At 61.1% G+C, this 11767-nt stretch carries 11 protein-coding genes; 6 read left to right on the top strand and 5 right to left on the bottom strand.

Going from position 1 to position 11767, the window contains the following annotated elements:
- The first annotated feature begins 59 nt into the window (after positions 1-59).
- From ABCW43_RS13615 to ABCW43_RS13605, 3 genes are all read left to right on the top strand, one after another.
- Entirely contained in the window at positions 60-635 is a 576-nt protein-coding gene (locus ABCW43_RS13615) for a TetR/AcrR family transcriptional regulator (RefSeq protein WP_345925170.1), read from the top strand.
- Between the two features lie 17 nt (positions 636-652).
- Complete coding sequence (locus ABCW43_RS13610; protein WP_445738946.1) at positions 653-985, top strand: DMT family transporter; 333 nt, start codon at positions 653-655, stop codon at positions 983-985.
- 204 nt (positions 986-1189) lie between these two features.
- Positions 1190-1429 carry a DUF2798 domain-containing protein gene (locus tag ABCW43_RS13605; RefSeq protein WP_345925166.1) on the top strand — a complete coding sequence of 80 codons (240 nt, stop codon included), beginning with the start codon at positions 1190-1192 and terminating at the stop codon, positions 1427-1429.
- 68 nt (positions 1430-1497) lie between these two features.
- Here ABCW43_RS13605 and rpoD read toward each other — a convergent pair whose 3' ends face one another.
- The 3 genes from rpoD to ABCW43_RS13590 form a co-directional block, all read right to left on the bottom strand.
- Positions 1498-3561, bottom strand: a complete 2064-nt coding sequence (gene rpoD / locus ABCW43_RS13600; protein ID WP_345925163.1) for an RNA polymerase sigma factor RpoD — start codon at positions 3559-3561, stop codon at positions 1498-1500.
- Positions 3562-4107: 546 nt separating this feature from the next.
- Positions 4108-6123 (bottom strand): DNA primase, encoded by a 2016-nt coding sequence (gene dnaG / locus ABCW43_RS13595; protein WP_345925481.1) that lies wholly within the window; start codon positions 6121-6123, stop codon positions 4108-4110.
- Positions 6124-6201: 78 nt separating this feature from the next.
- A complete protein-coding gene (locus ABCW43_RS13590) occupies positions 6202-7218 on the bottom strand; it encodes an acyl-CoA desaturase (protein WP_445738945.1) in 1017 nt (338 codons plus the stop codon).
- A 189-nt stretch (positions 7219-7407) separates the two neighbouring features.
- On the opposite strand from ABCW43_RS13590, the gene ABCW43_RS13585 reads away from it, so the two are divergent.
- Complete coding sequence (locus tag ABCW43_RS13585; protein ID WP_345925477.1) at positions 7408-7776, top strand: metalloregulator ArsR/SmtB family transcription factor; 369 nt, start codon at positions 7408-7410, stop codon at positions 7774-7776.
- Positions 7777-7830: 54 nt separating this feature from the next.
- On the opposite strand, the gene ABCW43_RS13580 is transcribed toward ABCW43_RS13585, so the two are convergent.
- Entirely contained in the window at positions 7831-8283 is a 453-nt protein-coding gene (locus ABCW43_RS13580) for a GatB/YqeY domain-containing protein (protein WP_445738935.1), read from the bottom strand.
- Positions 8284-8609: 326 nt separating this feature from the next.
- Between ABCW43_RS13580 and carA the strand changes: the two genes are divergently transcribed.
- Both carA and ABCW43_RS13570 read left to right on the top strand, forming a co-directional pair.
- Entirely contained in the window at positions 8610-9815 is a 1206-nt protein-coding gene (gene carA / locus ABCW43_RS13575; protein WP_345925161.1) for a glutamine-hydrolyzing carbamoyl-phosphate synthase small subunit, read from the top strand.
- Positions 9816-9912: 97 nt separating this feature from the next.
- Positions 9913-10263, top strand: coding sequence for an antibiotic biosynthesis monooxygenase (locus ABCW43_RS13570; RefSeq protein ID WP_345925158.1), 351 nt, complete (start codon positions 9913-9915; stop codon positions 10261-10263).
- 24 nt (positions 10264-10287) lie between these two features.
- Here the strand turns inward: ABCW43_RS13570 and ABCW43_RS13565 are convergent, their stop codons facing one another.
- Positions 10288-11685, bottom strand: a complete 1398-nt coding sequence (locus tag ABCW43_RS13565; RefSeq protein WP_345925156.1) for an MATE family efflux transporter — start codon at positions 11683-11685, stop codon at positions 10288-10290.
- Positions 11686-11767 lie beyond the last annotated feature (82 nt).

The following is an 11767-nucleotide window of genomic DNA, read 5'->3' as shown; positions in this document are numbered from 1 at the left end:
CCCCTCTCCGATGGGGTTCGGAGACAGCTTGCCGCTTGCAAACAAACCGACTATACGGTATGTTTAAATTCATGTCGAAAGCTCACAGGCGCGAAAAACAACCCGAACAGGTGCGGAGATCCCTTCTGGATCATGCGGCGCGATGCGCCGTGGACGAAGGTCTCGGCAGCCTCACCCTGCAGGCGGTCGCCGACGCGGCCTCCGTCACCAAGGGTGGGTTGCTGCACCATTTCCCGAGCAAGCAGGCCCTGATCGAAGCCGTCTTCGAAGACCTGCTCGGCAAGCTTGATATGGAAATCGACCGGCTGATGAGCGAGGACGAAATCGACCGGGGCCGGTTCACGCGCGCCTATGTCGACGCCTTTTTCCAGGTGACCCGCGATGGGGCCGAAAGCCCCTGGGCGGCGCTGTCGATCTCCTGCATGACCGATGCGCGGCTGAGGCAGCTCTGGTCGGAATGGATGCGTGACCGGCTCGAACGCCATGCTGAAACCGACAGTCATCCGGCTCTCAAGCTCGCGCGCTACGCGGCGGATGGCATCTGGCTTGCCAATCTCATGGAGGCGGATGGTCTGCCGGCGACGGAACTTGCCGAACTCCGCGACCAGCTGCAAGGCCTCACGAAACAAGAGTAACGAAAATGAACCCCGCAATCCTCACCTACGGCGCGCTCGCCTGTGCAATTGTGCTGGAAGTCATCGGCACGACCTTCCTGCAGCAGAGCCAGCAGTTCACCCGCGCATTGCCGACCATCCTGATGGGGCTGTGTTATGCGATGGCCTTCTATCTCCTGTCGATCGCCTTGCGCACCCTGCCGGTCGGCATAGCCTACGCGATCTGGAGCGGCCTCGGCATCGTGCTGATCTCCGCCGTTGGCCTGATCCTGTTTCGCCAGACCCTGGACACTGCCGCCATCATCGGCCTCGGCCTGATCATCTCCGGCGTCGTGGTGGTCAATGTGTTCTCGAGTTCGGTAGGACATTGAAAAATGAATGCCGGGTTCTGGTGACCGCCTGATATTGCAGGGCGGTCCACTTTTCGCTATGGAAGCGGTCGCTGGATCTGAACTCAGCCGTAAGCGTCTAACGTGAAGCAACGCATCCCAACCCCGGATCGTCGGTACTGGCGATTTTGATCGGATGCATATGCTCGATATCGATCGACGATCCTCCTCTGGAAAGTCTTCTCCATGAAGCTTACGCGCCTCCCCGCACGCTATGCGGCTCTTCTCATGCCATTCGTTCTGTCCATCCTGATGACTTTTGTCGTATCCGGTGTCGCGACACTCAAGAACCTCGGCTTTGCTCCCGAATTCCTGCTGAGCTGGATGTCCGCCTGGCTGGTCTCGTGGCTCATCGCATTCCCGACCCTGCTCGGAGCTCTACCGATGACGCGACGGATCGTTCAGGCCATGATCCGGCCGATCTGATCACCAGAAGCAGAAAACCCGGCCCGCTTTCGCGGGCCGGGTTCTGTAGTTTCCATACCTGAAACCGCTCAGCTATCCAGGAACGAGCGCAGCTTGCGGCTGCGGCTCGGGTGCTTGAGTTTCCGGAGCGCCTTCGCTTCGATCTGGCGGATACGTTCGCGGGTGACCGAGAACTGCTGGCCGACTTCTTCGAGCGTGTGGTCGGTGTTCATGCCGATGCCGAAGCGCATGCGCAGCACGCGCTCTTCACGCGGCGTGAGCGAAGCGAGAACGCGGGTCGTGGTCTCGCGCAGGTTCGCCTGGATGGCCGCATCGATCGGCAGAAGCGCGTTCTTGTCCTCGATGAAATCGCCGAGATGCGAATCCTCTTCGTCGCCCACCGGGGTTTCGAGCGAGATCGGCTCCTTGGCGATCTTCAGGACCTTGCGGACCTTTTCGAGCGGCATCGCAAGCTTTTCGGCCAGTTCTTCCGGGGTCGGCTCGCGGCCGATCTCGTGCAGCATCTGGCGCGATGTGCGGACGATCTTGTTGATCGTCTCGATCATGTGCACCGGAATACGGATCGTGCGGGCCTGGTCGGCAATCGAACGGGTGATCGCCTGCCGGATCCACCAGGTCGCATAGGTCGAGAACTTGTAACCGCGGCGGTATTCGAACTTGTCGACCGCCTTCATCAGGCCGATATTGCCTTCCTGAATGAGGTCGAGGAACTGCAGGCCGCGGTTCGTGTACTTCTTGGCGATCGAAATGACGAGGCGAAGGTTCGCTTCGACCATTTCCTTCTTGGCGATACGCGCTTCGCGCTCGCCCTTCTGCACCATCGACACGATCCGGCGGAATTCGGCGATCGAGATGCCGGTTTCCGTCGCAAGGTTCTGGATCTCCTGGCGGATATCGCGGATCGTCGTGTTCTCGGCGCGCGCGAATTCCTTCCAGCCGCGGGCGGCCAGATTGGCGATCGACTTCATCCAGTTCGGATCGAGTTCCGCACCCTGGTACTGTTCGAGGAACGAGTCACGCTTGACGCCGTAGGATTCGGCGAGACGCAACAGGCGGCCTTCGTTCTGCATCAGGCGCTTGGAGATGTCGTAGAGCTGCTCGACCAGCGAATCGACGCGATTCTGGTTGAGCGACAGCGACTTGACCGCCGTGATCAGCTCGTCCTTGAGCTCCTTGTAACGGCGCTCCTGGGCCGACGACAGCGTACCGGTCGCCGCCAGGCGCTGCTCGACCTGCTGGTCCTGCAACTTGCGCAGCTTCTTGTAGGTGTCGGCAATCGTGTCGAGCGTCTCCATGACCTGGGGACGCAGCTCGGCTTCCATCGCGGCGAGAGAAAGGCTCGACTCGTCGTCGTCCTCTTCCTCTTCCTCGAGGTTCATGCCATCGCCGCCGACAGCCGTGATGTCGTCGTCATTGGCAGCGGAGAAGCGGGCCTTGCGGGTCTTTTCCTTTTCCTCGGCGGCCTTGCGGTCTGCCTCGATCTTTTCCGGGCTCTGGAACTGCGGCGCCGCCTTGGCTTCAGGACCGGAATAGGTCGTTTCGAGATCGATGATCTCGCGAAGCAGGGTGGTGCCTTCATTCAGCTCGTCACGCCAGATGATCAGCGCCTGGAAGGTCAGCGGGCTCTCACAGAGCCCGGCGATCATCGTTTCGCGGCCGGCCTCGATGCGCTTGGCGATCGCAATTTCGCCCTCGCGCGACAGAAGCTCGACAGAGCCCATTTCGCGCAGATACATGCGCACCGGGTCGTCGGTACGGTCGGTCGGCTCTTTCTTCTTCGCAGTCGCGAGCGCGGTGCTGGAGGTGGTGGCGATTTCGCCGCCTTCGCTCTCATTGTCGTCGCTGTCGCCGTCGGCGTCGTCGTCACTGGCGGCGGTTTCTTCCGCCTCTTCGTCTTCAACGACATTGATGCCCATGTCCGACAGCATCGCCATCGTGTCTTCGATCTGCTCGGAGGTGACTTCCTCCGATGGCAGCACCGAGTTCAACTCGTCCATGGTGACATAGCCGCGCTTCTTTGCGGCTTTGATCATCTTCTTGACGGCGTCGTCAGAAAGGTCGAGAAGCGGACCGTCGTGCGAGCCTTCGCGTTCGTTCTCTGCTTCTTCGTTTTCTTTGACTTTTGTTGCCATGTATTTAGTCGCTTTCCCTGAACGCTACTTTCGCCGCGCTTCGTGGCCACCGGCTGAAGACGGGGTTGACCGCCTTAGTCGCGAATCACTGTCCAACACGTAACGGAATGACCTTTAATTCCCGATTACCATTCGGCGGCCGTTTTTCACTCAGGACCGTCCTACAAGAGGATCACCGGTCATGTTCGGTGCTATTGACCCACTCCGCCTATTTTGCCTTGAAATGGTGATTCCCACAAATTAACGCCCCGTCAAGCCCTTCCATGGGTGATACCCAGGAAAAGTCGAAAATATGCCCTTTGAGGGGCCCTAATAGGGGTACGCTCACCAGATTTAACCGATATGTAGGCGGTAGGCCCTGAAAGACAAGGGTTTGCGTAGACATAAAGGCCTACGCTTTTCGTCCGGCATATTCCCTAGCGGGAAGCACCGTCATACTGGGTTACCGTCAGCGTGGCAATGTCGATTTCCGGCACGCATCTCAGATTGATCGCCGCCGTCTCCACGCCACGCGTCGCAAGGGCAGCGTCTCACGACGGCCGCTTGTCAGCCGTGGCTGACGGCGGCTCCCTTCACCCGGCCCGAAAGCACCCCGAACCCGTCGATGATCGCTTCCTGGTTTTCCATCCGGAGGATTTCGAGCTGGACTTCGGATAGCGCGCGCAGCAGCGGCTCGATCTCGCCCGCATCGCCCGCTTCCGTGGTTTCGGCGATCTCCCGTTCCAGCTCGATCTTCTGCAGCCTGAGTGCCTTGGTGCGCTTGTGCAGCGACAGCGCCTGCCGATAGCCTTCGCGCGCGTCTTCCAGCGCGGCGATCTCGGTCGCTGTCCAGAGCCGGGCGTTGCGCACCTGCTGGTCGAGAGATTTCAGCATTACGTCGAACCCCTCGCCGGCAAGCCGATGCATCAGGTATTCGCGCGAAAGGTTGGCGCCCGATGTCGCCGCTGCCGGCAGCATCGCCGACCAGAAGCGCTGCAGGTCGCGGTTCTCGAAATCGATCGCGGCGATCTCGTCATATTCCTCCAGCAGAAGCTGGGGATGGTTGACGATGGTGAGCGCCAGCACGCTTTCGCGAAGCGCCGGCAGGTCGCTGTAACCGCGCACGAGGCCGGAGCGCGCGAGCCGATCCGAAACGCCGGCAGCCCGTCCCGCGGCGCGCGGTCCCTGCGGCGGACCGCCCTGGCCTGGCCTGCCGCCGCCCGAACCGCGCTGAAAATTCTGGCGCCGGTCGCCGCCGCCGCGCGGTGCCGGTGCGAAAAAGCTGTTCAGCCGGTCGCGGATGGCCTGCTGGTAATGGCGGCGCACGTTTTCGTCGGCGATGACGGAAACGATCTGCTTCAGCCGCGCCTCGAGCTCGGCGCGTTTTTCCGGCGTATCGAAACTTGCCGACGACGCCTCGCGCTGCCAGATCATGTCGACCAGCGGCTTTGCATCGTTGAGCACCTTGTCGAACGGCGCGCGGCCCTCATGGCGGACGAGATCGTCCGGATCCTTGCCATCGGGCAAAAGCGCGAAACGCACCGATCTTCCAGGCTTCAGGAATGGAAGCGCCAGATCGGCCGCGCGGCTTGCGGCCCTCAGGCCCGCGCCGTCGCCGTCGAAGCAGAGCACCGGCTGCGGGGTCATCCGCCAGAGAAGCTCAAGCTGGTTTTCGGTAAGCGCGGTGCCGAGCGGCGCCACCGCATTCTCGACGCCTGCCTGATGCAGCGCGATGACATCCATGTAACCTTCGACGGCGATGATCGTGCCGCCTTCGCTCTTTGCTCCCCCTTGGCCAGGACCGACTTGCGCCGCGCGCCGGGCGCGGGCGAAATTGTAGAGCACCTGTCCCTTGTGGAAGAGCTCGGTCTCATTGGAGTTCAGGTATTTCGCGGGCGCGTCCGGCGCCATCGCGCGGCCACCGAACGCGATCACCTTTTCCCGCGACGACAGGATCGGGAACATCACGCGGTCGCGAAAACGGTCGTAGGAGACCGCGATCCCCTCCCCATGCACGACGAGGCCGCAGGCCTCGATCTGGTCTTTCGGCACGCCCTTGGCCGCCAGATGTTCCTTCAGCGCATTCCGGCTTTCCGGTGCGTAACCGAGACGGAAGGTCTCGATGGTGCGGCCCGTCAACCCGCGGTCGCGCAGGTAAGCGCGCGCCTTGGCCCCGACGGCGCTCTGGAGCTGATCCTGGAAGAACTGCGTCGCCAGCTCCATGACGTCGAGCAGCGTCGTGCGTTCCTTCTCGCGCTTCTCGGCCTGCGGGTCCGGTTGCGGCATAGCGATGCCGGCCATGTCGGCGACCGTCTGCACGGCTTCCGGAAAGCTCTGCCCTTCGAGCTCGGTGAGGAAGCGGAAATGATCGCCCGTGACGCCACAGCCGAAGCAGTGGTATCGACCCTTGCGGTCCTCGCAATGGAAGCTTGGGCTCTTCTCGCCGTGGAAGGGACAACAGGCCCAATAGTCGCCGCGCGACACATTGGTCTTCTTGCGATCCCACGTCACCCGACGGCCGACGACGGCCGATATCGGCACGCGGTCGCGGATCTCGTCGAGGAAACTGTTGGAAAAGCGCATCTTCACCTCTGTCAGGATTTCTAACATATAGGCCTGACATCCTGGCTTTGTCACGGCAGCGCGCGAGACTTGCACAATTCAATCTGCCCTCGAGCCGCCAGGCGGCATTTCCGAAAGGCGATTACCGTCCCTGACAGCGGACCTCGGGCAGCCCTTGCAGCTGCGCCCACAGGTACGCGGAACGTAAGGCCCAGCCCCCGGCTCGCGACGCAGCCCTGCCCGCGGTTGCGTGTTTTCCGGCAATTTCAACTCGCTCGCCAAACCGAGCCACACGAGAGCCCGGATGAAACTCCAGCCGAGATCGATCTGGCCGGGCTCCAGCCCCAGGCGCGCAGACTGCGGAAATGCGTGATGATTGCCGTGGAAAGCCTCGCCGAAGGTCACGAGTCCGAAAGCCGGGAGATTGTAACCCTGCACCGCGACATGGTCGACGCTCCAACCCTGATACCCCCGACGGTGGGCGAAATGCCCAATCATCCAGTGCCCCGTGAGAGAGACAGAGACGCGCACCGCGATCCCCCAGACTACCAAACTCCAGCCGCCGAGCGCGAAGAAAAGCAGCGCCCATGGCAGTTGCTGTGCCATCCATGTGCGTTCCAGGAACCGATAAAAGCGGTCTTCCCGGACGCGCGACTCGATCACGAAGCGGGGCGGATGGCGAAGCTTCACAGCACAATGCATCTGCCACCACGCATCGCCCAAAAACCAGCGACGATGCGCATGCAGCGGATGGCATTCCCGCTGGCGCTGTGCCCAGTCGCGGATGTCATGCGCGTATATCATTCCAAAAGGCCCTGCCATGCCAACCAGAACGCCGAGATAGACCAGAATATGCTCGACGATCTGGCTGGTTGTAAAAGAGCGATGGATGAGCAGCCTGTGCATGCCCACCGAATGACCGGCGCAAATGGTGATCGCGGTCGTCGCGACGAAGAGCAGCAGCGCATCCCAGGTAAACGTCAGCGGACCGAATAAGACGGCAATAAAAGTGAGCGACATTGTCCAGATTGACTTTGCCGGAACCCATACGACATCGCCATCAGTCGCATTGCTTTTCCGACTGGAATTCATCCGTTCCGTGGACAGAGTGAGGATGAGGCTCGCACGGGTCATCGCAAATCTCCCGGAAATCATCCACACCGCCTTGCGCGCGACTGGGTAAGCAATTATTAGTTAATAAGCTAAATATCTATATCCAGAACTTAGGTAATTAGGCAATAGCCTATTTACCGATGCGGCGGGAGCAGTACTGTGGACCGAACCACGAAGAGCGAAAAAGTCGATCTGTTAGAAGAAGCGCTAAGCCCCGACGGCTCTTTTCAGCGCGTCTTCGAAGCGCTCGCGTCGGCGCCACGGCGGCGTATTCTGGCCTATCTCGCCCACACCTCGATGACCGCAGGCGAAATAGCCAGTCGCTTCGATATGTCGAAACCGTCGATCTCCCAGCACCTGAGCGTGCTGGAGAACGCGGGGCTGATCGCAAAAAAACGTCGGGGACAGTTCATCCATTATTCGATCGTGCCGAACAACCTGGTCAATACGTTGAACGGGTTCGTCCAGGACGTGTGTCCGGTCGCTCGCCCGATCAAGCATGAAAGCCGCCAGATAGCGGAAAGGCGGGCGGACCAGGATGATGAGGATCAGGTGATATGAAGCAGGAGGCCGGCGGATACCGACCCCACCCAGCCAGGCAACTTGTCGTCAGACCTATTTTAGCAGGTCCTTCACCAACCCCGATGCCTTGGCGAAATCCATCTGGCCCGGATATTTCTCTTTCAGCACCGCCATGACCTTGCCCATGTCGCGCAGACCCTGGGCACCTGACTCCGCGATCGCCGCCTTGATGAGTTCCTGGACTTTATCGTCCGAGAGCTGTTCGGGCATGAAACCCTTGATGACCTCGATTTCATCGCGCTCCTGCGTCGCAAGCTCGGCGCGTCCGGCATCCTGGTAAATCTTTGCCGATTCCTCGCGCTGCTTCACCATCTTCTGCAGGATCTGCAGGATATCGTCATCGCTGACCGGATCCTTCCCGAGACCACGATTGGCGATGTCGCGATCCTTGATCGCGGTCTGGATCAGCCGCACGGTCGAAAGCCGGCGGGTGTCCTTGGCCTTCATGGATTCCTTGAGCGCATCGGAAAGCTTGTCGCGCATCATCTTTTTTTCTCCTTGGGAAAAAGCCGGCCGCAGGCATGGTGAATTGTGGCTTTTCCTTGGCATTCACACCGTTGTCATAGACGACAGGTCCGGGCCGATCAAATCAAATCACCCAAACCGTTGAATCCCATGGACTATAATCCTCGTGGAATTCTTGAGCGGCGAGATTGACCACCTCGCCCGCTTTGTCTATTTTCCGGCACCTGCACGAGATTTAGAGGTTTGGGCTTGCGCCGGGATTTCCGCGCGCCCGTCTCTCAACGACCATAGATGGCCCCGCAGCCTGTCTCTTCAAGGGACGGGACCGGCGAGGCAGAAGGATGGATATGACCGCGACCGCCCCCTGGACAATCAAGAAGCCCACCGCATTGCTCGTTCTGGCCGACGGCACCGTGATCGAAGGAACCGGCATCGGCGCGACCGGCAAGGTGCCGGCGGAAGTGGTGTTCAACACCGCGCTGACCGGCTACCAGGAAATCCTCACCGACCCCTCCTATCTCGGCCAGATCGTCACCTTCACCTTCCCGCATATCGGCAACATCGGCACCAACGAGGAAGACGTCGAGGACCTGACGCCCGCGGCAAGGCGCGGCGCGGTCGGCACGATCTTCAAGGCCGACATCACCGAGCCCTCCAACTACCGCGTTGCCAAGGATCTCGACGGCTGGTTGAAGGCCCGCGGCATCATCGGCCTGTCCGGCATCGACACCCGCGCGCTGACCGCCTGGATCCGCCAGAACGGCGCCCCGAACGCTGTCATAGCCCATGATCCGAACGGCGTCTTCGACATCGAAGCCCTGAAGGCCGAGGCTCGGGCCTGGAGTGGCCTCGAAGGCCTTGACCTCGCCAAGGAAGCAACCTCCGGCCAGTCGTCGCAGTGGAGCCAGAAGCCCTGGGTCTGGAACGAAGGTTACGGCGAACTTCGGCCCGAAGACGCGAAATATCACATCGTCTGCGTCGATTACGGCGTCAAGCGCAACATCCTGCGCCTGTTCGCCGGCCTCGACTGCAAGGTGACCGTGGTGCCGGCCCAGACCTCCTCCGAGGACATCATGGCGCTGAAGCCGGACGGCATCTTCCTGTCGAACGGCCCCGGGGACCCGGCCGCAACCGGCGAATATGCCGTGCCGGTCATCAGAGACGTCATCAAGACGGATATCCCGACTTTCGGCATCTGCCTCGGCCACCAGATGCTGGGTCTCGCGCTCGGTGCCAAGACCGAGAAGATGCACCAGGGCCACCACGGCGCAAACCATCCGGTCAAGGACCACACCACCGGCAAGGTCGAGATCGTCTCGATGAACCACGGCTTCGCGGTCGATTCGAAGTCTCTGCCGCAAGGCGTTGAGGAGACTCACATTTCGCTCTTCGACGGAAGCAATTGCGGCCTGCGCGTCACCGGCAAGCAGGTCTTTTCGGTGCAGCATCACCCGGAAGCCTCGCCCGGCCCGCAGGACAGCCACTACCTCTTCCGTCGCTTCATCAACATGGTGCGCGAGAAGAAGGGCGAACCTGCCCTTGCGGAACGCTGATTTCGACGCTTCGAAAAAATCCAGCGACCCTATTGACCTCAACTTTGGTTGAGGTCCCATAAACGCCCCTGTTCAAGATCGAGCAGGGGTTTTTCATATGAGCGAAATACAGAAGCGACGCATCTTTCGCGTCAACAGGTTTGCAGTCCCGGCCGAAGGGCGCCAAGAATTCATGATGCTGGTCCACAGGACGCATGAGGTGATCCGTACCCAACCGGGCGTCGTCGACGACCTGATCCTGGAACAGCATTCGAGCGCCGGACCGTTCAACGTCCTCTCCATCCTTCAGTTCGAAGGCGAGCACGTCCTTCAGCCGGTCATCGCCGCAGTCGCGAAATCGGATGAGGAGGCGGGAATCGACAGGCAGGCACTGAGCCGGCGTCTCGGCGTAGAGACCGATATCGGCTTCTACCACAGCGCGGTTTTACAGGAGCTCCTGCCGGCCTGATCAACGCAGACAGCCCATTGAAGTTCAGCGGGTCGTTTTGGCCTGGCGTCTCACCAGCAGAAAGAACCGGCCGCAAAGCAGAGCCGCGGCGGCCGCAAGGCCGGTGACGAAGCCGAACCAGACGCCCTCGCCACCGAACCCGAGCGGAAAGGCGAAGATCCAGGCGCAGGAAAAGCCGATTGGCCAGTAGGCGATCAGCGCCAGCACCATCGGCACCCGCGTATCCTTGAGCCCGCGCAACAGGCCGGCGCCGACCGCCTGCAGACCGTCGACCACCTGGAACGCCCCGCCGATCACCACGAGCGGCGCGGCAAGGCCGAGCAGCATCTGCGTATCGGGCTTGCGGATATCCACGAAGAGCGAACCGAGTTCATGCGGGAAAAGCGCGAAGAGCACGCTGCCGGTCAATGTGAAGCAGATGCTGATCAGCAGGATCGACATGGCCGCCCGCCGGACCCCGAGATGGTCCCCTCGCCCATAGGCAAGCCCGACGCGCACGGTCGCGACCTGGGAGAGACCGAGCGGGATCATGAAGGCGATCGCGGCAAGCTGCAACGCTATGCCGTGCGCGGCGAGTTCCACCTTGCCGATCATCCCCATCAGCAGCGAGGCCGCGGCAAACAGGCTGGTCTCGGCAAGGATGGTGAAGCTGATCGGCAGCCCGAGGCCGATGACCTCACGGAAGGCAATCCAGTCCGCTCGCCAGAAGCGGACGAAAAGCTCGTAGGCACGCGTTTCTCCCTTCGCTTCAATATAGGCGATAGACAACAGGCAGCCGACAGTTGCGGACAACATCGAAGCGAACGCAGCCCCTTCCAGCCCCCATGCGGGGGCACCGAAATTGCCGAAGATGAAGGCGTAGTTCATCACCGCATTGGTGACGAACATGCCAAGGGTCACATAGAGGATGATGCCGCCACGCTCGAGACCGCTCAGGAACGCCCGCATCGCCATGAGGATCAGATTGGGGAAAATGCCCCACTGGATGACGCGCAGGTAACCTTGCGCCATTCCGGCGATCTCCGGATCCTGGCCAAGTCCGATCAGGATCGGCTGCGAGAACCATAGAAGCGGAGCGGTGAGGATGCCATAGGCGATCACCACCCACATCCCCATGCGCACGGAGCGGCGCACCGAGGCTCCATCACCTCGGCCAAGCGCCTGGGCAACCATCGGCACGACGGCGCCGGCAAATCCCGAGCCGAAGATGAAGACGATGAAGAACATCTGGCTTCCGAGAACCACGGCCGCAAGTTCGGTCGTGCCGAGCCATCCGACCATGATGACGTCGGTCGTGTTGATCGCCATCTGGGCAAGCTGTGCGCCGACGAAGGGGACCCCAAGCGCAAACGTCGCGCGCATATGCGCAGACCAGGAATTGTCCGTCGTCGTCATTGCCATTGTGGTGGAAAGGCTCGACATGACACTCCTCCTCAGACGAAAAAAGCCGCTTCCAGAAACTGGTGAGCGGCGCAGGTGCAGCCTATAGAGGAGCATCAAGCAT

The sequence above is a fragment of the Neorhizobium tunisiense genome (genome assembly GCF_039631515.1).
Lineage (GTDB): Bacteria > Pseudomonadota > Alphaproteobacteria > Rhizobiales > Rhizobiaceae > Neorhizobium.
The sequence above is the reverse complement of the archived record's forward strand: the minus strand, read 5'-3'. Positions and strand labels throughout refer to the sequence as shown.